The organism is Microbacterium limosum (genome assembly GCF_036324365.1).
Classification (GTDB): Bacteria; Actinomycetota; Actinomycetes; order Actinomycetales; family Microbacteriaceae; genus Microbacterium; species Microbacterium limosum.
Genome location: NZ_CP137080.1, coordinates 2653227 through 2676546 on the forward strand (window position 1 = coordinate 2653227; position 23320 = coordinate 2676546).

At 69.5% G+C, this 23320-nt stretch carries 21 protein-coding genes; 11 read left to right on the plus strand and 10 right to left on the minus strand.

Features of this window, described 5'->3' with window-relative positions:
- Positions 1–57: 57 nt before the first annotated feature.
- The 3 genes from RYJ27_RS12770 to RYJ27_RS12780 are packed head-to-tail and all read right to left on the minus strand — an operon-like array spanning position 58 to position 4659.
- Positions 58–1773, minus strand: coding sequence for a DUF2357 domain-containing protein (locus tag RYJ27_RS12770; protein ID WP_330170669.1), 1716 nt, complete (start codon positions 1771–1773; stop codon positions 58–60).
- 51 nt (positions 1774–1824) lie between these two features.
- Complete coding sequence (locus RYJ27_RS12775) at positions 1825–3582, minus strand: McrB family protein (protein WP_330170670.1); 1758 nt, start codon at positions 3580–3582, stop codon at positions 1825–1827.
- A 9-nt stretch (positions 3583–3591) separates the two neighbouring features.
- Positions 3592–4659, minus strand: a complete 1068-nt coding sequence (locus RYJ27_RS12780) for a DNA cytosine methyltransferase (protein ID WP_330170671.1) — start codon at positions 4657–4659, stop codon at positions 3592–3594.
- Between the two features lie 384 nt (positions 4660–5043).
- On the opposite strand from RYJ27_RS12780, the gene RYJ27_RS12785 reads away from it, so the two are divergent.
- A complete protein-coding gene (locus tag RYJ27_RS12785) occupies positions 5044–6420 on the plus strand; it encodes a DUF2252 domain-containing protein (protein ID WP_330170672.1) in 1377 nt (458 codons plus the stop codon).
- Positions 6421–6543: 123 nt separating this feature from the next.
- Here RYJ27_RS12785 and RYJ27_RS12790 read toward each other — a convergent pair whose 3' ends face one another.
- The 6 genes from RYJ27_RS12790 to RYJ27_RS12815 form a co-directional block, all read right to left on the minus strand.
- A complete protein-coding gene (locus tag RYJ27_RS12790) occupies positions 6544–6984 on the minus strand; it encodes a heat shock protein transcriptional repressor HspR (RefSeq protein ID WP_330170673.1) in 441 nt (146 codons plus the stop codon).
- Complete coding sequence (locus RYJ27_RS12795; RefSeq protein ID WP_330170674.1) at positions 6984–7979, minus strand: DnaJ C-terminal domain-containing protein; 996 nt, start codon at positions 7977–7979, stop codon at positions 6984–6986. Before RYJ27_RS12795 ends, RYJ27_RS12790 begins: the two co-directional genes overlap by 1 nt.
- A gap of 12 nt (positions 7980–7991) precedes the next feature.
- Positions 7992–8588 (minus strand): nucleotide exchange factor GrpE, encoded by a 597-nt coding sequence (locus RYJ27_RS12800; protein WP_330170675.1) that lies wholly within the window; start codon positions 8586–8588, stop codon positions 7992–7994.
- Between the two features lie 2 nt (positions 8589–8590).
- Entirely contained in the window at positions 8591–10447 is a 1857-nt protein-coding gene (dnaK, locus tag RYJ27_RS12805) for a molecular chaperone DnaK (RefSeq protein WP_330170676.1), read from the minus strand.
- 151 nt (positions 10448–10598) lie between these two features.
- The gene (locus tag RYJ27_RS12810; RefSeq protein WP_330170677.1) at positions 10599–11000 is read right to left on the minus strand and encodes a cation:proton antiporter domain-containing protein; all 402 of its coding nucleotides are present in this window, start codon (positions 10998–11000) and stop codon (positions 10599–10601) included.
- Positions 11001–11048: 48 nt separating this feature from the next.
- Positions 11049–11315, minus strand: coding sequence for a cation:proton antiporter regulatory subunit (locus RYJ27_RS12815; protein ID WP_330170678.1), 267 nt, complete (start codon positions 11313–11315; stop codon positions 11049–11051).
- 122 nt (positions 11316–11437) lie between these two features.
- Between RYJ27_RS12815 and RYJ27_RS12820 the strand changes: the two genes are divergently transcribed.
- Positions 11438–12727: an MFS transporter gene (locus RYJ27_RS12820; RefSeq protein ID WP_330170679.1), complete on the plus strand. Its 1290-nt coding sequence runs from the start codon at positions 11438–11440 to the stop codon at positions 12725–12727.
- Between the two features lie 216 nt (positions 12728–12943).
- Here the strand turns inward: RYJ27_RS12820 and RYJ27_RS12825 are convergent, their stop codons facing one another.
- Complete coding sequence (locus tag RYJ27_RS12825; protein ID WP_330170680.1) at positions 12944–13408, minus strand: MarR family winged helix-turn-helix transcriptional regulator; 465 nt, start codon at positions 13406–13408, stop codon at positions 12944–12946.
- 233 nt (positions 13409–13641) lie between these two features.
- On the opposite strand from RYJ27_RS12825, the gene RYJ27_RS12830 reads away from it, so the two are divergent.
- Genes RYJ27_RS12830 through RYJ27_RS12870 form a run of 9 tightly spaced genes read left to right on the plus strand, consistent with a single transcriptional unit; the run spans position 13642 to position 23264 of the window.
- Positions 13642–15393 (plus strand): nitrite/sulfite reductase, encoded by a 1752-nt coding sequence (locus RYJ27_RS12830; protein WP_422732840.1) that lies wholly within the window; start codon positions 13642–13644, stop codon positions 15391–15393.
- Complete coding sequence (locus tag RYJ27_RS12835) at positions 15390–16133, plus strand: phosphoadenylyl-sulfate reductase (protein WP_330170681.1); 744 nt, start codon at positions 15390–15392, stop codon at positions 16131–16133. Before RYJ27_RS12830 ends, RYJ27_RS12835 begins: the two co-directional genes overlap by 4 nt.
- Positions 16130–17083, plus strand: coding sequence for a sulfate adenylyltransferase subunit CysD (gene cysD, locus RYJ27_RS12840; RefSeq protein ID WP_330170682.1), 954 nt, complete (start codon positions 16130–16132; stop codon positions 17081–17083). Before RYJ27_RS12835 ends, cysD begins: the two co-directional genes overlap by 4 nt.
- The gene (locus RYJ27_RS12845; RefSeq protein ID WP_330170683.1) at positions 17083–18423 is read left to right on the plus strand and encodes a sulfate adenylyltransferase subunit 1; all 1341 of its coding nucleotides are present in this window, start codon (positions 17083–17085) and stop codon (positions 18421–18423) included. Before cysD ends, RYJ27_RS12845 begins: the two co-directional genes overlap by 1 nt.
- Positions 18424–18439: 16 nt before the next feature.
- The gene (locus RYJ27_RS12850) at positions 18440–19276 is read left to right on the plus strand and encodes an ABC transporter ATP-binding protein (protein ID WP_330170684.1); all 837 of its coding nucleotides are present in this window, start codon (positions 18440–18442) and stop codon (positions 19274–19276) included.
- Complete coding sequence (locus RYJ27_RS12855; RefSeq protein ID WP_330170685.1) at positions 19266–20138, plus strand: ABC transporter permease; 873 nt, start codon at positions 19266–19268, stop codon at positions 20136–20138. The genes RYJ27_RS12850 and RYJ27_RS12855 overlap by 11 nt, the downstream gene beginning before the upstream one ends.
- Positions 20135–20887, plus strand: a complete 753-nt coding sequence (cobA, locus tag RYJ27_RS12860; protein WP_422732841.1) for a uroporphyrinogen-III C-methyltransferase — start codon at positions 20135–20137, stop codon at positions 20885–20887. Before RYJ27_RS12855 ends, cobA begins: the two co-directional genes overlap by 4 nt.
- A complete protein-coding gene (locus tag RYJ27_RS12865) occupies positions 20884–22281 on the plus strand; it encodes an FAD-dependent oxidoreductase (protein ID WP_330170686.1) in 1398 nt (465 codons plus the stop codon). The genes cobA and RYJ27_RS12865 overlap by 4 nt, the downstream gene beginning before the upstream one ends.
- Positions 22278–23264: an NAD(P)/FAD-dependent oxidoreductase gene (locus RYJ27_RS12870; RefSeq protein WP_330170687.1), complete on the plus strand. Its 987-nt coding sequence runs from the start codon at positions 22278–22280 to the stop codon at positions 23262–23264. Before RYJ27_RS12865 ends, RYJ27_RS12870 begins: the two co-directional genes overlap by 4 nt.
- The last annotated feature ends 56 nt before the right edge of the window (positions 23265–23320 follow it).

Consider the following 23320-nt stretch of genomic DNA (forward strand, 5'->3'; position numbering starts at 1 on the left):
CGGTCCGGGCGCTCCTCGCGCGACCACCACCCGAGCACCTATTCTCCGATGTTGTGATCAGCCAATGTTCTCTCGTTCAGCCTCTCGGCTCGTCGGAAGCCCCGCCTGATCAAGTGCACGCACTGGATCTGCCAGCAGCGTGCGCAGCCAGTCTCGAACGAGTTGCTCGTTACCTGGCAGGAACGGAAGCGCTCCGATCCCAGTCTTAGCGATCGAACGAAAGAGATCGGCATCCTCATATCCCGCGCACTCGGTTGCGGTTGCGGGGAACAGGGCCACAGCGTGCGTTACGGGGCGCAGATCCACGCCATCGTGATTGACGGCGACCGCATCGCGGTAACGATGCATCGCATTGATCGCGTCCTGTCCTGGGCCGGGGTAGCCGCGTCCGCTCTTCGATTCGTAGCGCCGATACTTCGCGTCGAGGATGAGCTTTATTGGCGGTCGTCCCGCCAGATCGATTGAGACGAGAATATCCGGCTTGTGATCACCAGTTGGAGTTCTAATTTTCTCATTGTTCGATACAGAGACACGAAAGCCCTCGAGCTCGTATACGAGGACAGACGCCCCTTCATCAATTGTGGGAGCCAGCAGCCGTTCGCTTACTATTCGCAGCTCTCGCATGGGGTCTGCGCTCGGGAACTGTGAGCGAACTATGTCAATAACCTCGAGGAGGCACCATTGCTCGTAGAGCTTGGCGATGTTCGCCAGGCTCGCCTCACGAGTCACGCCGACCAGCGTCAATATGTCTCGCAGAGCGATGATCGATCGATAGATCTCCGAGTATCCGCTCTTGTTCAATAGAACAGTCGACGGTGTGACTATTGCGCCAGGGTCGGACCTTGCTGCTCGAATAGGCTCCGACCTCAAGGCAAACCTAACCGTCGCCTCCAACTGATCTAGTTCCCGGAGGACGCCCGCTTTGACCTCCGCGTCATCGAGCGAGCCGCGACCGGGGTCGCCATCGACCCCGACCCGAATCCTGCTCACCCTGGTCAGGATCAGGTTGAGCTGGCCATGTATCCAGCGATGCTCAGGGGAATCCCAGGAGCGAAACCGGGTGTCTGCGGGCAGACGCTCGCGCGCGGCCACTGATCCCACTGATGTCCACGATCCCTTGCCCCGTCCCTGGCGGATGGCCGTCACCGTTGTCCCACCGAAGCGCTTGATCTGGTGGAGCCGAACGTAGCTGACGTCCTGGTGGAGGACCTCGTGAGGGTGCAAGTCCATCAGCCGAACGCCATCCAGCAGCTGGGAAACTTCTCCGCGGAGCACAGTCAGCCAGTCGATGTCCCGATCTGCTGTCGGCATTTCCCTGGATCCGCTCAGCCGGCGGGTTGCCTGGTAGAACCGAAACAATAATCGGTTGTTGTGAGACTCGATCGCGTGCAGTAGAGCCTGATAGTCAACCTTGTAGTCAACCTTGGATGGGAACACCTCCAGGAGGACCTGGATCTTCTCCCCTGGGCTCGAACAGACAAAATCAACGATACCGACTAGCGAACCGAAGTTGATCACCCCGGATTGGACACCCGTCTCTCCGATTGCACCAACGCCGCTGACGAGCGAGCTTGAGCGAGTGCGAACCGCCACACGCTCGCCTGCGATCTTCGGCTCGAGGGTAAGGCGATAGTCGGTCTGTTCCCACAGTCCGAAACGATTCCCCTGTTCTGCAAGCAAGACTTCCATGTCCGCCGGCGCACCGCCGACCCTGACTTCACCCTCAGGAAGCGCCAGTCCCATTCGAGACTCCGCGTTGACGTCGAGCAGCATCCTCATCGAGTGCGACTCGACTCTGAGCATCGGGACGTAGCGCACCATGGCTCAGAAAAAGCTCGTGTGTCCGTCGCTGACCAAGCGCTCGCGCATCGCACCGACTCTGCTCTCGGAGTACCCGTATCCAAGCCCTGCGAGTGTCACCTGAAGCGCCTCGAGCGCGCCACCGAGGCGGCTACCACTGCCTTGAACTCGAGGCAGGATCTTCGCGGCGATCGCGATGTCGGTCGGCGACACCGGAAGCCCGTCTCGAGTGGTGAACGATTCTCCTACCTGCTGCGACTCCAGGACGAATGCGACAAATTCGTCGCGTACCCTGTATCCGATCTCCAGCCTGCTTTGCAGCAGGTTCTCGTTGATCTCAACAAGCTCGAGCAGAGTTGACTCTATGAGAGGAGAACTAAGGTCACTTCGATTAGCAAGGCCCGTGGGCTCGCCCCGCCAAGCCGCCGAACTGTAGGGGACGTGCTGTTCGCTCACAGACTCTGACAGTGAGCCAACAGCCAACAAATCGACGTCGTTGTATTCCAACACGAAAGCGCGATCGAGCACCTTCCGTGAAAAGTCGTAGGTTGACTCGTCCACGTTGACTGCACCGACGATTGCAAGATTCCTCGGCAGAACAACTGTTGAATAGTCGACGTGATCGACAACTCCTGCACTTGGCACGAGCGGCGCGGAGTTGCCATCAGGGTCCAGTCGCTCCATCGCGCTCAAGATCTCCGCCAGATAGTATTCCGGCCTTGCGATGTTCATCTCATCCAAGAGGAAGAAGTGCTGCACGTCTGGTTCCTGCATTGCTTCGGATGCGAACCGAAGCAACGGGCCCGGGCGGAATTCGCCAGCGAGATTCGTGTAGCCGAGCAGATCGCTGCTGTCGGTCCAGTCCGGCTTCACCGCGACGACTTCGATCTCCGAAGCCGTTGCCTCGGCGATCAGAATGGGCAGGCGAGTCTTGCCTGTTCCGGAAATGCCCGCAAGGATCACAAACGGCTTCGCTCGAACCGCCGTCGCGAACGCGCCGACCTGCCACGGATGCACAATCATGCCCTTTGCCGAGACATAGGCAGCGACGGCAGCGGCATCGATCGGCTCGCTCCGGTAATCGACTGGGATGTAGTCGTCGCCGGCAGTATGCGCACCAGCGACCGGACGGGGCAGCTCGTCGGTCGCCCGCGCAAGCTCCGCGTACGTTGTCTGGAACCGCGACCAGAACACCGGGTTTGCGTCTCGCATTATTGCAAGCGTTGCCAGAACCGGCAGCAATCTCTCAGCGTCAGTCCCCGCGGACCTGTCGTGGAGTACATAACAATTCTGCGCCGATGACGCACCCGACCAGCCGAACATCCGCTGTTCGCCGAGACCGGAGGCGCCGAAATATGCCGACTCCTTCATTTGGGGGTTCGTGACGACCGACTGCATAAGAATGACATCCGCCATTTGGAGCATGACCCGCGCAGCGGCACCGACTTTGTCATTGGTGCGCTCGACATGAGTCACGCGCCCTACGCCGAGCAAGCCCCGTTGATTGGCACTGCCCTGACTACTCTCTGCCCCCATTACGAACACAATTAGGGAGCCGACGCAGCGACCGGGCTCCTCGATGAACTCGACTGGCGGTTGCCCGAACTCCACGACGACCGGCTCGGCAGGCGCAATCAGGGCACCAACCGTAGCGCGATAGTAGATTTGCTGATCGGCCCCCCAGTTGCCCGTCGCGGCCTCTGCCGGATCAACGAGCGTTCCCCTCAGCCGACCGGAACGGGAGTAGCGCGGCGACAACCGCAGGAGGAACGCATCACGCACTCCTGAATACTATGCGGACAACGCCTTGAGAGCGGAGTCAGGAGCACTCGATTGAGCGATCGCACCGGGGTACAAGTTGCTCAGTGTCGCAGTCGCCTTGACCCGCTCGGCGAGCCAAGTGATGACGGGAACCGACACTGCATTGCCTAGCGCGTGATATCTGCGGCTATCCAAGTCCTCGCCCACAGATGTTCCCTTTGGAACCGTCCAACCATCGGGGAAGCCCTGTAGTCCCTCGACCTCAGCCGGAACCAACCGACGAACCCGATCGTGATAAGCCACGTACGTTCTGCTCCAGTCCGTACCCGTGTGACGTCCTGTAGTCGCAGAGATACAAAAAGAGAGCTTCGGGACGAAGATCTCCGCACTCGAACCGATCAGTTGCTTGTGGCTTCGATGGTTTCGGAGTCGGCCAGACGGCTCAGCGCGCTCCATAAAGGGGGAAAGAGTCGACGATTCTGACTTTCGACCCTTCTCAAGATGCCCTTCGCCGCGTTCGGGCTCAAATAGTATCTGAGCGGCACGTCCTGGGTCGTTATAACATCCAACAATGTAGACGCGGCGTCGTGACTGGGGGACTCCGAAATGCTTGCTGTTAAGTATCCGCCACGCCACACCATACCCGAGTTCGACCAACGTCTGGATGACGATTCCAAAATCTCGTCCTTCGTGCGAATTGAGAAGGCCTGGAACGTTTTCGAGGATGACAGTCCCGGGACGAGCGTCTCCAAGAAGTGCAGCGAAGTCGTAAAAGAGTCCAGATCTTGCCCCTCGTAGCCCATCTCGAGGCCGAGCTCTCGCCAGCGAGACGTCTTGGCAGGGGAAACCTGCGCACCAGATGTCGGCTCGGGGGATGTCATCAACACTCAGCTCCTTGATGTCCTTGTTACGCGCAATGTGGGGCCATTCCTGCTCAAGAATCACGTTGCAGTAAGGGTCGATCTCGCTCTGAAAAACGGTTCGGAAACCGGCCGCCTCAAAGCCCAAGTCGAATCCGCCGATGCCCGCGAAGAACGATGCGACCGTGCCGTGCTCGGCTGACGTGGACTTCGGCGACAAGGGAGCAACTCCAGGCATCTCGAGAGCGATCCAGCGGCTTCTGGATCAGGCTTTCACTCTACGGTGGGTCTCGGACATTGGGCCGATTTCCCCCGTGTGCCCACGGGATCCGGCGCGGGCCACTTCCGTCTTCGACCACAAGCCGCACTGAGCACGGCTCCGAGGCTCGCTCACCTCTATCGCGTTGCATCGCGGGGCCGGTCCCGGGCCGGGAGCCCGGCTGAAACCATCCGCGACCAGCCATCACCAACGAGCACCCCAACCGCGGAATCACGCGGCAAACGAGCACTCGTGAGCACCCGCTGACCCCGCGAACACAACTGAAAATCGTGAGGTCACGGGCAGGTCCTGACAGCGCCGGCCGCGCGCCAGGCGCCGACGCCGGCGCGGCATGATGAGCGCATGGATCGAAGCGCCGCCGCCGATACCCGCCCCTCCCGCCCCGATCGGGCCCCGATGCCCACCCGCGAGATGCACATCGCGGCGGGACGCTCCGCGCGCGACGTGATCCCCCGCGACACCCTCGCGCAGCTGACGACATCCGGCCGGGACCCCCTCGGCATCCTCGACCGCCAGAACGCCGATCGCCTGCCCGAGCTGCTGCCCGTGCGCGCCGAGAGGATGGCGCAGAGCCCGTTCGCGTTCTACCGAGGGACCGCGGCGATCATGGCGGCCGACCTCGCCCGCGACCCGCACACCGGCATCCAGGTCGGCTCGTGCGGCGACGCGCACGTGGCGAACTTCGGCTTCTACGCGGGGCCGCAGCGCACCCTCGTTTTCGACCTCAACGACTTCGACGAGGCCGGCTGGGCGCCGTGGGAGTGGGACCTGAAGCGCCTCGTGACGAGCATCGTCATCGCGGGGCAGGCCGCGGGGCACGAGGATGCCGTGGTGCGGGCCGCCGCCGACTCGGCCGTCCGCAGCTATGCCGGCGCGCTGCGGTCGGGCTCGCGGCGCAGTCCGCTGCAGCGCTACGTCGAGCACTTCGCCGCCGATGCGGGAGAGTCGACGCTCGACGACGAGTCCCGCGCCGTGCTGGCGGCGGCCCGGCGCGACGCCGAGAGGCACACCTCCGAGCGCGCGGCCCGCAAGCTCACCGAGCGCGGCGACGACGGCATGCTCCGGTTCGTCGAGCGACCGCCGACCATGACCCACCTCGAGCCCGAGCTCGAGGGGCACGTCCATGACCTGATCGCCGCCTACCTGTCCACCGTGAACGTTGACATCTGGATGCTGCTGCAGCAGTACGGCGTCAGCGATGTCGCACGCCGCGTCGTCGGCGTCGGCAGCGTCGGCACGCGCTGCCACCTCACGGCGTTCGACGACGGCGACGGCAACGCCCTCCTCCTGCAGTCGAAGCAAGCGGGGCGCAGCGTGCTGGAGGAGTACGGCGGCATCCGGCAGCCGGCGGCGGTCACGCGCTATGTCGCGCAGCACGGCGAGGGGGCGCGGGTGGTCGCGCTGCAGCGCATCCTGCAGGCGGTGTCCGACCCCTTCCTCGGGCACTTCCGCTTCGACGGCCGCGACTACTACGTGCGCCAGTTCCACGACATGAAGGGCGGCATCCAGATGGAGACGCTCGACGCGGGCCCGTTCCGCCGGTACGCGGACGCGTGCGCCACCGTTCTCGCGCGGGCGCACGGGCAGTCCCCGAATGCGCCCGTCATCGCCGGCTACGTCGGCCGGGGTCGCGCGGTGGCCGAGGCGATCGTGGCGTGGTCCTACCGCTACGCCGAGCTGTCGCTGAGCGACTACCGCGCGTTCGTCGCGGCATCCTGAGCCGGGGTGCGATCGCGTACGTTCCCAGCGCCTGTCGGGGCAGGTTGTGTGCAGTGGGGCACGGCAGAACCTGCCCCACTGCACACAAGCTGCCCCGATCCCGGGAGGGTCGGACCCCGGGTGTCAGTCGGATGCCGGGGGCTGCGGCGGACGCGGCCGGTAGAGCACGACGTCGGTCGCGCGCCGCACGCGCGTCCCGGCCCGCAGGGTGATGACCGAGCCGGTCACGCCGGCGGCGAACACCCGCGACCCCGGACGCGACTGCCGCTCGACCTGCAGCTGCTGCTCGAGGTCTCGGACGCGGCGCGAGAGGTCGTGCACCTGCTCTTCGAGGGCGATGAGCCGCGCGATCGCGGGAAGGCTCATCCCGTCGGCCGAGAGACGCGCCACCTCGCGCAGCTGGTCGACGTGTCGCGTCGAGTAGCGACGGGACCCGCCACGCGTGCGCTCGGGCACGACCAGGCCCAGCCGGTCGTACTGCCGCAGGGTCTGCGGGTGCATCCCCGAGAGCTCGGCGGCCGCCGCGATCGCGAAGATCGGGGCATCCTCGTCGATCTCGTCCATCAGGCTCGCGCCTTCTGCATCAGCTCCGCCCGCGGGTTCTCCTTGGGCTCGGCCTCCCGGAAGCGCTCCAGCGCCTCACGGGCCGCCCCCTCCAGGTGCGAGGGGACGACCACCTGTACCTCGGCGAGCAGGTCTCCCGTGCCCTTGGCGGTCTCGACACCGCGGCCCTTGACCCGCAGCACGCGGCCCGACGGCGTCCCCGGGGCCACGCGCAGCTTGACGGGCTCGCCGCCGAGGGTCGGCACCTCGACCGTGGCTCCCAGCGCGGCCTCCGTGAAGGTCACCGGCAGCGTCAGGCGCAGGTTGAGCCCGTCGCGCACGAAGACGGGGTGCGGGCGAACGCTCACGTGCACGACGATGTCGCCGCTCTCCCCGCCGTCGGGCGAAGGGCGGCCGCGGCCGCGCAGGCGGATCTTCTGGCCGTCGGCGACACCCGCGGGGATCTTGATCTTGAAGGGGCTGCCGTCCTCGCCCTGCAGCGTGATCGTCTCGCCCTTGGTCGCCGTGACGAAGTCGATCGTCGTGCGCGCCGTGACGTCCGCGCCGCGCGCGGGGCCGCCGTAACCCTGGAAGCCCCCGGAGGGCTGCCCGAACCGGCCGGAACCGAAGCGGCCGCCGCCCTGCTGCTGGTTGAACATCGAGAAGATGTCGTCGAAGTCCGCCGCGGAATAGCGGCCGCCGGCGCGGCCGCCGCCGAAGCCGCTGAACACGTCCTCGAATCCGCCACCACCACCGCCGCCGGCCGTGAAGCGCGCACCCGATCCCATGGCGCGGATCTGGTCGTACTCCTCGCGCTGCTCGGGGTCGGAGAGCACCGCGTACGCCTCGCTGATCTCCTTGAAGGTCGCCTCGGCCTTCGCATCACCCGGATTGGAGTCGGGGTGATACTGGCGGGCGAGCTTGCGGTAGACCTTCTTCAGCTCCGCCGCGGAGACGTCTTTCGACACGCCGAGGACCTTGTAGAAGTCCTTGTCGAACCAGTCCTGACTGGCCATGTCGTCCTCCGTCTATTCCGCCGGGACGGCGACCACGACCTTCGCGGGGCGCAGCTCGACCGAGCCGAGGCGGTAACCCACCTCGATGACCTCGAGCACCGTCGTCTCCTCCTGGCCCGCAACGGGCTGCTGGAAGATCGCCTCGTGGTGCTGGGGGTCGAAGACCTCGCCGACGGCGCCGAAGGCCGTCACGCCCAGGCGCTCGGCCACGGTGCGCACCTTCTCGCCGATCGCGGCGAACGGGCTCCCCTCGCTCAGGTCGCCGTGCTTCTCCGCGCGGTCGAGGTCGTCGAGCACCGGCAGCAGGCCCTTCACGGCCTCGCCCTTCGCACGCTCGATCTCCCGCTCGCGCTGCTCCTCCGTGCGCCGACGGTAGTTGGCGTACTCGGCCTGCAGGCGCTTGAGGTCGGTCAGCAGCGCCGACTCCAGGTCGGCGATGACGGCGTCCTCGGATGCCGCGGCATCCGAGCTCTGTTCGGCGCCGAGGATGTCCTCGACGGTGAGAGCCTCTTCCTGCGACTCGGGGTCGGAAGCCTGCGCCTCCGACCCCTCGTCACCGGGAAGAATCTCGTCGTCGCCCTGCGGCTCTTCGAAGTCCTTGTCGGTCATGATTACTTCTTCTCGTCCTCGTCCTCGACGACCTCGGCGTCGATGACGTCCTCGTCGTCGCTCTGCGTCGACGCGCCCTCGGCGGGCTGCTCGCCCTCCGCCGCCTGGGACTGCGACGAGGCGTAGATCGCCTCGCCCAGCTTGCCCTGGCTGGCGCTGAGCTTGTCGAAGGCCGTCTTCACGGCGTCGTCGTCGTCTCCCGCGAGCGCCGCCTTGAGCGCATCCACATCGCCCTGCACCTCGGACTTGACGTCCTCGGGCAGCTTGTCGGCGTTGTCCTGGATGAGCTTGTCGACGGAGTACGCGAGCGATTCGGCCTGGTTGCGCACCTCGGCGGCCTCGCGGCGCTTCTTGTCCTCGGCGGCGTGCTCCTCGGCCTCGCGCACCATGCGGTCGATGTCCTCCTTGGGCAGCGACGAGCCGCCCGTGATGGTCATCGACTGCTCCTTGCCGGTGCCCTTGTCCTTCGCCGACACGTGCACGATGCCGTTGGCGTCGATGTCGAAGGTGACCTCGACCTGCGGGATGCCGCGGGGCGCGGGCGCGATGCCGGTGAGCTCGAAGGTGCCCAGCGGCTTGTTGTCGCGGGTGAACTCGCGCTCGCCCTGGAAGACCTGGATCGCGACCGACGGCTGGTTGTCGTCGGCGGTCGTGAAGGTCTCGCTGCGCTTGGTCGGGATGGCGGTGTTGCGCTCGATGAGCTTCGTCATGATCCCGCCCTTCGTCTCGATGCCGAGGCTCAGCGGGGTGACGTCGATGAGGAGGACGTCCTTGCGCTCGCCCTTCAGCACGCCGGCCTGCAGGGCGGCGCCCACGGCGACGACCTCATCGGGGTTGACACCCTTGTTCGCGTCCTTGCCGGTCTCGCGCTTGACGAGCTCGGCCACCGCGGGCATGCGGGTCGAACCACCCACGAGCACCACGTGGTCGATGTCGCCCACCTTGATGCCGGCCTCGCGGATGACGTCCTCGAACGGCTTCTTGGTGCGGTCGAGGAGGTCCTTGGTCAGGTCCTCGAACTTGGCGCGCGAGAGCGTCTCGGACAGGGACACGGGGCCGCTGTCGGTCAGCGACAGGTACGGCAGGTTGATGCTCGCCGAACTCGAGCTCGACAGCTCCTTCTTGGCCTGTTCCGCGGCCTCCTTGAGGCGCTGGAGGGCGATCTTGTCTCCCGAGACGTCGACACCGGTGGTGTCCTTGAACTGCTTGATCAGGTAGTCGACGATGCGCTGATCCCAGTCGTCGCCACCGAGGCGGTTGTCGCCGGCGGTGGCGCGCACCTGGATGGTCGAGAAGTCGTCGTCCTTGCCCACCTCGAGCAGCGAGACGTCGAAGGTTCCGCCACCGAGGTCGAAGACGAGGATGAGCTCGTCCTCCTTGCCCTTGTCGAGGCCGTAGGCCAGGGCGGCCGCGGTGGGCTCGTTGATGATGCGCAGCACATTCAGGCCCGCGATCTCGCCGGCCTCCTTCGTGGCCTGGCGCTCGGCGTCGTTGAAGTACGCGGGGACGGTGATGACGGCATCCGTCACGGTGTCGCCGAGGTACTCCTCGGCGTCGCGCTTGAGCTTCTGGAGGATGCGCGCGGAGATCTCCTGCGGCGTCCACTTCTTGCCGTCGACGTCGAACGTCCAGGTCGTGCCCATGTGGCGCTTGACGCTCGCGACCGTGCGGTCGACGTTGGTGACGGCCTGGCGCTTGGCGGTCTCGCCGACGAGCACCTCCCCGTCCTTCGTGAACGCGACGACCGACGGCGTCGTGCGAAGGCCCTCGGCGTTCGCGATCACCTTCGGCTCGCCGCCCTCGAGCACCGCGACCACGGAGTTCGTGGTGCCAAGGTCGATTCCTACTGCACGGGGCATGTGTTTCTCTCCTTCGTATGAACCGCAGCGGGATGCTGCCGATTCGGTGTTTCTGCGGAAGTCTGCGATCGGCTCGACCGGGGTTGAGCCGTCTGCGCTCAAGAGTACTCAGACCGCCGGATGCTGTCAAATGAACTTGACATGGTAAGGCTCAACTTTTTCGGGATAGAAGAGCTCGCGGACGGGCTCTCGCAGCCCGGCCGGCGACCCATCGCGAGAACCACGCGGCATCCGGCACGCGAGCCAGCAACGGACCGGCCACGATCGTGATGAGCACGTACGTCGTCGCGAGCGCGGCGAGCGCGGGCTCGACCCCCGAGGCGACCGCGAGCCCCGCGATGACGATCGAGAACTCGCCGCGCGGCAGCAGGGCGAAGCCCGCCCGCCAGCGGCCGGCCTCGGCGATTCCCGCGTGCCGCGCGGCGAGGTACCCCGTCAGCAGCTTGGCGGCCATCGTGACGACCGCGAGGATCACGGCGGGAACGAGCATCGGCACGAGGTCGCGCGGATCGGTGGAGAGCCCGAAGAAGAGGAAGAAGACCGCGGCGAACACGTCTCGCAGCGGCGCGAGAGCCCGCTGCGAGGCCCGCCACGAGCAGGGTCAGGCCGAGCGCCGACAGCAGCAGCACCACTGCTCGCGCAGACCCGCCAGCTGGGTGAAGATCGGCGATCCCCCGAGCACCTCCGCCAGCGCCGTCGCCTCGTCGTCCGTGAGCGACACCGTGGCGCGCACCCGGTCGGGATCGTCCCGATCCCCGAGCGCCAGCTCGCGTCCGCCGTCGCGCAGCGACACCACCGACAGCCTGCGACCCGTCTCGCTGACGATGTCGTGCCGCACGCCGATCCCGGGCAGCTCAGTGCGCTCCACATGTACGCCGATGCGCACATCCTGACAGGCGAGCGGATGCCGCGGTATAGCCTGGGCGCCGCGCCGCGCCGCGGCGGCGCCGGGCCACCCGCCGTTCACCGAAGGGCCATACCGTGCCGCACATGAGCGACACCCCCGACCGCACCAGCCGCCGCCGCGTCGTCGCCTGGGGGCTATGGGATTGGGGCTCGGCGTCCTTCAACGCCGTCGTGACGACGTTCGTCTTCACCGTCTACCTCACGAGCTCGGGCTTCGGCCCCGAGGGGGTGATCGAGTCCCAACTGGGCTGGGCACTCGCCGGCGCGGGCCTGCTCGTCGCGCTCCTGGCCCCCGTCACCGGTCAGCGCTCCGACACCTCCGGCCGGCGCAAGCTCTGGCTCGGGGTGAACACCTACATCGTCGTGGCCATCACCCTCGCGATGTTCTTCGTCGAGCCCGATCCCTCCTTCGTCTGGCTGGGCCTGCTCCTGGTCGCGGGCGGGAACGTCTTCTTCGAGTTCGCGGGCGTCAACTACAACGCCATGCTACGGCAGGTGTCCACCCCGGCCTCGATCGGCGGCGTGAGCGGCTTCGGCTGGGGCATGGGCTACGTCGGCGGGATCGTGCTGCTGCTCATCGTGTACTTCGGCTTCATTCAGGGGTTCTTCGGGCTCCCGAGTGAGAACGGCCTCGACGTGCGCCTGTCGATGATCGTCGCCGCGCTCTGGTTCGGGATCTTCGCCCTGCCCGTCCTCTTCGCCGTGCCGGAATACCGGGGCGCGGGAACACGGCGCGAGCGCATCGGGTTCTTCGCCTCCTACGCGCGCCTCGGCCGCGACATCGCGCGGCTCTGGCGCGACAGCCGCGCCACCGTATGGTTCCTGCTCGCGAGCGCCGTGTTCCGCGATGGCCTCGCGGGCGTCTTCACCTTCGGGGGCGTGCTCGCGGCATCCGTCTTCGGGTTCTCGGCGGGAGAGGTGATCCTCTTCGCCATCGCCGCGAACGTCGTCGCGGGCATCTCGACGATCGCGGTCGGCGCCCTGGACGATCGGCTGGGCGCGAAGCCGGTCATCGTGACGGCGCTGGCCGGGCTCATCGTCTCCGGTCTGCTGGTGTTCTTCCTGCGCGACGGCGGGCCCGCCGTCTTCTGGACCGCCGGCCTGGCACTGACCCTCTTCGTCGGCCCCGCCCAGTCGGCCTCCCGCACGTTCCTCGCGCGCATCATCCCGCCCGGTCGCGAGGGCGAGGTCTTCGGCCTCTACGCCACGACCGGGCGCGCCGTGTCGTTCCTCGCGCCCACGATGTTCGCGCTGTTCGTCGGGCTCACGGGCGACGCGGCCTTCGGCATCCTGGGCATCGTGCTGGTGCTGCTGGCCGGGCTGCTGCTCCTGCTGCCCGTGCGCGCGCCCGCCGCCGTCCCCGCCCTGCGCTGAGCGGGCCCCGGCACTCCCCGCCCTCCCCGCGCCCGCCGCGCCCCGGCCGTCGCTCCCCCGCCCCTGCTCCCCTGTCACGAACCGCGCGCCGCCCCCGGCTCGCCTGTCACGAACCGCGCGCCAGGGGCGCCACGCCGAGCGGTTCGTGACAGGCGAGCGTCGCCCGGGGGTCAGGGGCGCGGCGCCCGGGCGGGACAGGCGAGCGTCGCCCGGGGGTCAGGACCGCGGCCACGCGTTGGCGAAGCGCGTGAGCAGCGTCGCCAGCTGGGCGCTCTCCTCCGGGGTGAAACCGCCCAGCGCCGCCTCGACGGCCGCGCGGCGCTCGGCGCGCACCCGCGCGACGAGTTCCCGCCCGCCGTCGCCGAGCCCGATCAGCGTGCGGCGCGCATCGGCGGGGTCGGCCTGCCGCACCGCGTGGCCGAGGTCGATCGCCTGCTGCACGAGCCGGCTCGCCCGCGGCTGATCCACGCCGATCGCGTCGGCGACCGCGCCGATCGTCAGCGGCGCAGACGCGGCGTCCAGCGCTTCCAGCACTCGCAGTCGCGCCGCCCCCGCGAGCCGCTCCTCCGGCGAGCGGTGCCCGCCATCGCCCACCGGACGCCCCCGGCCGCCCCGTCGGCGCCGCACGCGGGAGAGCGCAGCGGCGATCGACTCAGCGGGATCGCGCGACGTATCGGACACGCGTCGAGAATACATGCCACCTGACATGCTTTTGCAGCAGCGCTCCCGCCACGCCCGGCTCCCCACGCCGGCCGCAGCGCGCGGCATCACCCGAATGTGTCGGCGAATGTGTCCGATTGCTACGCCGCATAACGTCCCAGGTCGTCACGCGCTCGTCTCCCCCGGGGGGCTTCACGTACCGTGCAGGGATCGCCACACCGCGACGACCTCAACGACTGCGCGAAGAGGATGCTGTGACTCCTGACACGACGGACACCCCGGCCGCCCTGGCCGCGGCGACCCGGCCGCCCACCGAGGGCGCACGCGCGCGGCCGCCGCGCCCCTCGAGCAAGCCGAACGGCCAGTGGAAGATCGACGGCACGTCTCCCCTCAACGGCAACGAGGAGTGGAAGCAGGTCGACAACGGCCTGTCGGTGCGCGACCGCATCGAGAACATCTACGCAGCGGGCGGATTCTCCAGCATCGACCCCACCGACCTGCACGGCCGTTTCCGGGTCTGGGGGCTGTACACCCAGCGCAAGCCCGGCATCGACGGCGGGCGCACCGCGACGCTCGAGCCTCACGAGCTCGAAGACGAGTACTTCATGCTGCGCGTGCGCATCGACGGCGGTCAGCTCACGACGGCTCAGCTGCGCATCATCGGGGGCATCTCGACCGAATTCGGTCGCGACACGGCGGATCTGACCGATCGGCAGAACATCCAGCTGCACTGGATCCAGGTCGAGGCGATGCCGGAGATCTGGCGCCGGCTCGAGGCCGTCGGCCTCGGGACCACCGAGGCGTGCGGGGACGTGCCGCGGGTGATCCTCGGCTCGCCCGTCGCGGGCATCGCCGCCGACGAGCTGATCGATCCCACCGCGCAGATCGACGAGATCACCTCCCGCTTCATCGGCGACGAGTCGCTGGCCAACCTGCCGCGCAAGTTCAAGTCCGCGATCACCGGCCACCCGAGCCAGGATGTCGTGCACGAGATCAACGACGTCGCCTTCGTCGCGATCGACCACCCCGAGCACGGCATCGGCTACGACCTCTGGGTGGGCGGCGGGCTCTCGACCTCTCCGCGTCTCGGCGAGCGCCTGGGCGCTTTCGTCGCGCCGGAGCGGGTCGCCGAGGTGTGGCACGGCGTCGCCCAGATCTTCCGCGACTACGGCTACCGGCGCCTGCGCAACAAGGCGCGCCTGAAGTTCCTGCTGGCGGAATGGGGCCCCGCGAAGTTCCGTGAGGTGCTCGAGACCGAGTACCTCGGCGAGCCGCTGCCCGACGGCCCGGCGGCGCCGAAGCCCGCGACCCCCGGCGACCACGTGGGCATCCACCGGCAGAAGGACGGCCGGTTCTACATCGGCGTGACCCCGATCGTCGGCCGCGTGTCGGGTCCCGTGCTCACCGAGCTCGCCGACGTGCTCGAGGCCCACGGATCCGGGCGGCTGCGAACGACCCCCCACCAGAAGCTCGTCGTCCTCGACGTGCCCGAGGAGAACGTCGAGCCGCTCGTCGCCGAGCTCGACCGCCTGGGCCTGTCGGCCCGTCCGAGCCTGATCCGCCGCGGCACGATCGCCTGCACCGGCATCGAGTTCTGCAAGCTCGCGATCGTCGAGACGAAGGGGTTCGCGACGCAGGCCGTGCTCGACCTCGAGAAGCGCCTCGAGGGCCTCGACCTGCCGCATCCGCTCTCCCTGCACGTCAACGGCTGCCCCAACTCGTGCGCCCGCATCCAGACGGCCGACATCGGCCTCAAGGGCCAGCTCGTGACGATCGACGGAGAGCAGGTGCCGGGGTACCAGGTGCACCTGGGCGGCGGTCTCGCGTCCCGGGACCGCGAGAACCCGGGCCTCGGGCGCACCGTGCGCGGCCTGAAGGTGGCCGCCGACGGCATCGCCGACTACACCGAGCGGGTCGTGCGCCGCTTCATCGCCGATCGCGACGCGGCCTCCGACGAGACCTTCGCCCAGTGGGCCCACCGCGCCGAAGAGGAGGCTCTGCAGTGACCGTCTCACTCGCCCCTCGTGCCACCGCCCGCCGCGCCGCCGACGAGCTGCGCGCCCTCGCGGAGCGCGGCAACGTAGAGCTCGGCAGCCTGACCGACCGTGAGGCCTCGCCCGCCGAGGTCGTGCGCTGGGTCGCGGAGAACTTCGGGGTGGATGCCGCCGCCGTCGCCTGCTCGATGGCCGACGCCGCCCTGCCCCACCTCGTCGCCGAGCAGCTCCCCGGGGTCGACGTGCTGTTCCTCGACACCGGATATCACTTCGCCGAGACCCACGCGACGCGCGACGAGGTGCAGCGCGCGCTCGACGTGCGCATCGTCGACGTGCTGCCGACGCAGAGCGTCGCCGAGCAGGACGCCGAGTTCGGCGCGAGGCTCTTCGCCCGCGATCCCGCCCTGTGCTGCGCGCGCCGCAAGGTGGAGCCGCTGCACGAGGCCCTCGGCGGGTACGAGGTGTGGTTCACGGGCGTGCGCCGCGACGAGGCACCCACCCGCACCCTCACGCCCCTCGTGACGTGGGACGAGCGCAACGGTCTCGTCAAGGTGAACCCCGTGGCGGCCTGGTCGTTCGACGACCTCCTCGACTACGCCGGCGCGCACCGTGTGCCCGTGAACCTCCTCGTCACGAACGGATACCCCTCGATCGGGTGCGAGCCGTGCACCAAGCCGGTCGCCCCCGGCGAAGACCCCCGGTCCGGCCGCTGGGCCGGGCTCGGAAAGACCGAATGCGGGCTCCACGTATGACCGACACCTTCACGAGCGACGTCGCGTCCGTCCGCTCGGGAGACGCCTCATCCGCTCCGCGCCTCGACGCCCTCGACCTGCTCGAGGCCGAGGCGATCCACATCATCCGCGAGGTGGTCGCCGAGTTCGAGCGCCCCGTGCTGCTCTTCTCGGGCGGCAAGGACTCCGTGGTCGTCCTGCACCTGGCGGCGAAGGCGTTCTGGCCCGGGCGCGTGCCGTTCCCCGTGCTGCACGTCGACACGGGCCACAACTTCCCCGAGGTCCTGGCGTTCCGCGACGAGACGGTGGCGCGCCTCGGCATCCGCCTCGAGGTCGCCCGCGTGCAGGACTACATCGACGACGGGCGCCTGCACGAGCGCGCCGACGGCACCCGCAACCCGCTGCAGACCCTGCCGCTGCTCGACGCGATCGCCGCGGGCCGTCACGACGCCGTCTTCGGCGGCGCCCGCCGCGACGAGGACAAGGCCCGGGCCAAGGAGCGCATCATCTCGCTGCGCGACGAGTTCGGCCAGTGGGATCCGCGCAACCAGCGCCCCGAGCTGTGGAGCCTCTACAACGGCCGCCACACCCCGGGCCAGCACGTGCGCGCGTTCCCCATCTCCAACTGGACCGAGCTCGACGTCTGGCGCTACATCGAGCGCGAGGACATCCCCCTGCCCCCGCTGTACTTCGCCCACGAGCGCGACGTGTTCCGCCGCGACGGCATGTGGCGCGCGGTCGGCGAGGTGTCCGAGCCGCGGGCCGGCGAGGAGGTCGAGCGCCGCGTCGTGCGCTACCGCACCGTCGGCGACATGAGCTGCACGGGAGCGGTCGAGTCGGATGCGCTCGACACGGCATCCGTCGTCGCCGAGGTCGCCCGCTCGACCCTCACCGAGCGCGGCGCCACGCGCGCCGACGACCGGATATCGGAGGCCGCCATGGAGGACCGCAAGAAGGACGGGTACTTCTGATGACCGGGACAGTGCTCGCCCAGACATCCACGCTCTTCCGCTTCGCGACGGCCGGGTCGGTCGACGACGGCAAGTCCACGCTCGTCGGCCGCCTGCTGCACGATTCCAAGGCGATCCTCGCCGACCAGCTCGAGCAGGTGGCACGGACGTCGGCCGAGCGGGGATTCGCGCACGGCACCGGCTTCGATTTCGCGCTGCTCACCGATGGCCTCCGCGCCGAGCGCGAGCAAGGCATCACGATCGACGTCGCCTACCGCTACTTCTCGACCGGCACCCGCAGCTTCATCCTCGCCGACTGCCCGGGACACGTGCAGTACACACGCAACATGGTCACCGGCGCGACGACGGCGGATGCCGTGGTCGTGCTGATCGACGGGCGCAAGGGCGTGCTCGAGCAGACGCGTCGCCACCTCGCCGTGATCGCACTGCTTCGTGTGCCACACGTCGTCGTGGCGGTGAACAAGATCGATCTGCTCGACTTCGCGGAGGACGCGTACGCCCCGGTCGAGGCCGACGTGCGCCGGGTCGCCGAGGGCCTGGGCATCGAGGACGTGCACGTGCTGCCGGTCTCGGCGCTCGAGGGCGACAACATCGTCGAGCGTTCCGCCCGCACGCCGTGGTACGGGGGTCCGGCCCTGCTCGAACTGCTCGAGACCCTGCCGGCGCAGGGCGACCTCGAGAGCGCCGAGGACGCCTTCCGCCTGCCCGTGCAGCTCGTGCTGCGGCCGCAGGGCGGGCTCAGCCCCGAGCTCGCCGCCGATCCCGCCCTCGCGGAGCGCTACCGCGACTACCGTGCCGTCGCGGGACGCATCTCGTCGGGAGAGGTGCGCGTAGGCGACGCCGTCGAGATCTTCCCGAGCGGGGTGAGCACGACCGTGACGGGGATCGAGGTCGCCGGCGCAGAGGTCGAGGCCGCGATCGCCCCGACCTCGGTCGCGCTGCGCCTGGCCGACGACGTCGACGCCGCCCGCGGGTCCCTCGTCGTCACGCCGGGCTCACTGCCCGCGCCGCGCCGCTCGGTCGAGGCCGAGCTGTTCCAGCTCGACGCGCGTCCGCTCGCGACGGGCGCGCGAGTGCTCGTCAAGCACGGCACCGCGACGGTGCAGGCCATCGTGCAGCAGATCACATCGCGGTACGACCTCGACGAGCTCGTACACGTGCCCGCCGACACCCTCGCGGTCAACGACATCGGGCGCGCGACGCTGCGCCTGGCGGCCGATCTGCCGCTCGAGTCCTACCGCCGCAGCCGCGACGGAGGCTCGTTCCTCGTCATCCACCCCGCCGACGGCGCCACGCTCGCCGCCGGGATCGCCCTCTCCGCAGACACGGCGGCGGCCTGAGGCCTCTCGGATCCCCATGACCATCCGCCCCTCGCAGCCTGTCGCCACGAGCGCTCCGGCCGTGCGCCTCGGTCCGAGCTTCGACGAGGGCGTGCTGCTGCGGACGCCCGCGCCTCCCCGGCCCCCGGCCATCCGGCTGGAGAACGTCTCGCAGCGCTTCGGAGCCACCACCGTGCTCGAGGACATCTCGCTCGATGTCGCACCGGGTGAGTTCCTCTGCCTGCTCGGGGCCTCGGGCTGCGGCAAATCGACCCTGCTGAACCTGATCGCGGGGCTCGACGCCCCCTCGGCCGGCCGGATCACCACCCCCGCGGCGGGTGCCGCCGTCATGTTCCAGGAGTCGGCGCTCATGCCGTGGCTCAGCGCGCGCCGCAACGTCGAGCTCGCGCTCCGCCTGCGCGGCGTCGGCCGCGCCCAGCGCCGCGCGCGGGCTCTCGAACTGCTCGACATCGTCAACCTCGCGGATGCCGCGCACCGGCGCCCGCACGAGCTCTCGGGCGGCATGCGACAGCGCGTCGCGCTCGCGCGCTCGCTCGCGCAGGACCGCCCCGTCCTGCTCATGGACGAGCCGTTCGCGGCTCTCGATGCGATCACCCGCGACCTGCTGCACGAGGAACTGGAGCGGGTGTGGCGGGCGACGGGACGCACGATCGTGTTCGTCACGCACAACGTGCGCGAGGCCACCCGTCTCGGGCAGCGCGTCGTGCTGCTCTCGAGCCGGCCGGGTCGGATCGCGCGCGAGTGGCGCATCGCGCGCACCGAGGGCCGCCGCATCGAGTCGCCCGAGGTCGGGGCCCTCGCGGTGGAGATCACCGACCAGTTGCGCACGGAGATCCGACGCAATGCAGCCTGATACCGATCTGCGCAGCCTCGAGGCCGGCAACGATCGGCTGCAGACGAATGCTCCGATCCCTGCCCGCCCGATCCGGCGCGTGCTCGGATCGGTGCTGCCGCCCGTGATCTTCGTCGTCGCGATGATCGCGGTGTGGCAGGTCGCCGTCACCATCACCGGCCCCTCACGCGACACGATGCCCTCCCCTGCACAGGTGGCCGCGGCGCTCGGTGAGGCGTGGGCGAGCGGCGCGCTGCCCGCCGCGGTGGCCACGAGCCTCGGCCGAGGCCTCATCGGATTCGCCGCGGCGATCGTCATCGGCACGGTCCTCGGCCTGATCCTCGCGGAGGTGCGGCCCCTGCGCCGCGCGATCGCCCCGATCGTGTCGGGGCTGATGGTGCTGCCCTCGGTCGCCTGGGTGCCGGCGGCGATCCTGTGGTTCGGACTGACCGACGCGCTCGTCTACTTCGTCGTGCTGATGGGCGGGGTGCCCTCCATCGTGAACGGCATGATCGCGGGCGTCGACCAGGTGCCCGTCCAGCTGCGGCGGGCGGGCACCGTCATGGGCGCGCGGGGCGCGCTCATGTCCCTGCTGATCGTGCTGCCCGGCGCGCTTCCCGGGTACATCGCCGGGCTCAAGCAGGGGTGGGCGTTCTCATGGCGCGGCGTCCTCGCCGCCGAGATCATCGCGGTGGGCGGCACCCTCGGAGCCGGGGTCGGCGCCCTGCTCCAGGACGGACGCGAGGCGGCGGACCTGGCGGCCGTGCTCGCGGCCATCCTCGTCATCCTCGTGATCGGCATCCTCGTCGAACTCGCCCTGCTCGCCCCGCTCGAGCGGCGCGTGCTGCGAGGGCGCGGCCTGCTGCAGGGAGGCGCCCGATGACGACTCCGCTCGGACGCGTCACGCTCGTCGGCGCCGGCCCCGGCAGCGCCGACCTGCTCACGGTGCGCGGCCTGCGCGCGCTCGAGCGGGCCGACGTCATCGTCGCCGACCGCCTCGGCGCCCGCCCCGTGCTCGACGAGCTGGGCCTGGACACCCCCGTCATCGATGTCGGCAAGCTCCCCGGCCACCACGCCGTGCCGCAGGAGCGCATCAATGCCCTCCTGGTCGAGCTGGCCCTCGAGGGCAAGCACGTCGTGCGCCTGAAGGGCGGCGACCCGTACGTGTTCGGCCGTGGCGGCGAAGAGCTCGCCGCCTGCCGGGATGCCGGCATCCCCGTCGACGTGGTCCCCGGAGTCACGAGCGCGGTCTCGGTGCCCGCGATCGCCGGCATCCCGCTCACGCACCGCGGGCTCGCGACGGCGTTCTCCGTCGTCTCCGGCCACGACCAGCTCGGCGAGGTCGGCGGCGGGCGCGACCACACCGTCGTGCTGCTCATGGGCGTGGGCACCCTCGGCCACTCCGCCCACGTGCTCGCGCGCGGCGCCCGGGGCGCCGACTGCCCCGTCGCCGTCATCGAGGACGGATACGGCGAGCACCAGCGCGTCACGATCGGCACGCTCGGCACCATCGTCGCCCAGGCCGCGCAGCGCCGCGTGCGCAATCCGGCGGTCATCGTCGTCGGCGACGTCGTCACCCTCAGTCCCTACGCCCCCGAAGAACTCTCCGCCAGAAAGGCCGAAGCACTGTGAGCACCCTCAATCTCCGTGTCGCGATCGTCGGCGCCGGTCCCGCCGGCATCTACGCCGGCAACATCCTCTCCGTCCGCGTGGCCGACGCCGGCGGCACCGTCGAGATCGATCTGTTCGAGACCCTCCCCGCCCCCTACGGCCTCATCCGTTACGGGGTCGCGCCCGATCACCCGCGCATCAAGGGCATCGTCACGTCGCTTCACGAGATGCTCGACTCGGGCGTCATCCGCTTCATCGGCAACGTGGAGGTCGGCCGCGACGTCGCCCTCGACGAGTTGCACGAGCGCTACGACGCCGTGATCCTCGCGACCGGGGCGATCCGCGACGTGCGGCTCGACATCCCGGGCATCGACCTGCCGGGCTCCTACGGCGCCGCCGACTTCGTCGCCTGGTTCGACGGACATCCCGACGTGTCGCGCGAGTGGCCGCTCGACGCGGCGGAGGTCGCGGTGATCGGCAACGGCAACGTCGCGCTCGACGTGGCCCGCGTGCTCGCCAAGCACGCGGTCGACCTGCGCTCGACCGAGATCCCCGACAACGTGCTCGCGGGGCTCGAGGCCTCGGCCGTGACCGACGTGCACGTCTTCGGCCGCCGCGGTCCCGCCGACATCAAGTTCACGCCCATCGAGCTGCGCGAGCTGGGCGAGGTGCCCGACGTCGACATCGTGCTCTACGACGAGGACTTCGAGGGCGTCGACCCCGCCGCGGCATCCAACAACCAGCTCAAGGTCATGCTGCGCACCCTTCAGTCCTGGCGCGGTCGCGAGGTGGGCACCGCCTCTCGTCGCCTGCACCTGCACTTCTTCCACTCGCCCGTAGAGGTGCTCGGGTCCGAGCGCGTCGAGGGCGTGCGGTTCGAGCGCACGACCCCGACCGGCGACGGCAGCGTCGTCGGCACGGGCGAGCTGCGCGACATCCCGGTGCAGGCCGTCTACCGCGCGGTCGGCTACTTCGGCACGCCCGTGCTCGATGCCCCGTTCGACGAGGTGCGCGGCGTCGTCCCGAACGTCGAGGGGCGGGTGACGGATGCCGCATCCGCACTCTCCGCGGAAGACGGCGGCACGGCGGTGCGCGGGCTCTACGCGACGGGGTGGATCAAGCGCGGACCGGTCGGCCTCATCGGGCACACCAAGAGCGACGCGATGGAGACCGTCGCGCATCTCGTGGCCGACGCCGAGGCGGGCCTGCTCGCCGCCCCGACCGAGCGGGGCGACGTGCTCGAGCTGCTCGCCGACCGCGGCGTGGAGTACACGACCTGGCAGGGCTGGCTGGCCCTCGACGCGCACGAGCGCGACCTCGGCGCAAACCACGAGCACACGCGCGAGCGCGTGAAGGTCGTACCCCGCGACGAGCAGGTGCAGATCTCGCGCGCGGACGCGCTGACCCGGTCGTGAACGGATCGCCCGCGGCGGGCGGGGCCGAGGGGACGCCGCCTGTCGCGCCGACCGTCGTCGACGTTCTCGTCATCGGCGGCGGACCCGCGGGGCTCTCGTCAGCCCTCAACCTGGGACGGGCCCGCGCCGGCGTCGCGCTCGTCGACGCCGACCGCCCCCGCAACGCGGCGACGCTGCTCTCGCACGGGTTCCTCACCCGCGACGGCGTGCCCCCGCACGAGCTGCGACGCCTTGCACGCACGGAGCTCGAGGCGTATCCGGATGTCGTGGTGCACGGCCGCACGAAGGTCGTCGCGGTCGCGCGCGCCGACGGCCACCCCGACGGCGCGCGCTTCGTCGCGACGCTGGAGGGTCGGCGCGCGCCCGCCACGATCGCCGCGCGCGCCGTGATCGTCGCGACGGGCCTGCGCGAGACCCTGCCGGCGGTGCCCGACATCCGCGGCTTCTACGGCATGTCGCTCTTCAGCTGCGCCGCGTGCGACGGCTGGGAGCTGCGCGACCGCCCCCTCGCGCTCATCGGCGAGAGCGCCGACCTCGCCGACCGGGCTCGCCTCATCGCGCGGTGGACGAACGCCCTCACGGTCTTCACGAACGGATCGGACGCGCTCGGGGTGGATGCCGAGGCCGAACTGACGGCATCCGGAATCCGTGTCGAGCGCGCCCGCATCGCCGAGCTTCAGGGTGAGCGCGGGATGCTGTCGGCCATCGTGCTCGAGGGCGGCAGCCGGGTCGAGATCGCGGGCGGTTTCGTCCGCCCCGAATGGCATTCGGCGCTGGAGTTCCTCGCTCCCCTCGCGCCCGACCTCGACGACGACGGGCACCTCGTCACCGACCGCTCCGGCCGCTCCAGCGTGCCCGGGCTCTACGGCGCGGGCGATGCCGCGGCTCCCGGCGCTCAGCAGCTGATCGTCGCCGCCGGTGCCGGCGCCCGCGTCGCCGCGGTCGTCGTGCACGACGCCCTCGGGGTCACGCAGGCTCACTGACGGCTGGGCTCGAGCGGCGCGGTGACGGTGCTGTCGCCGCTCGCTCAGCGACCGTG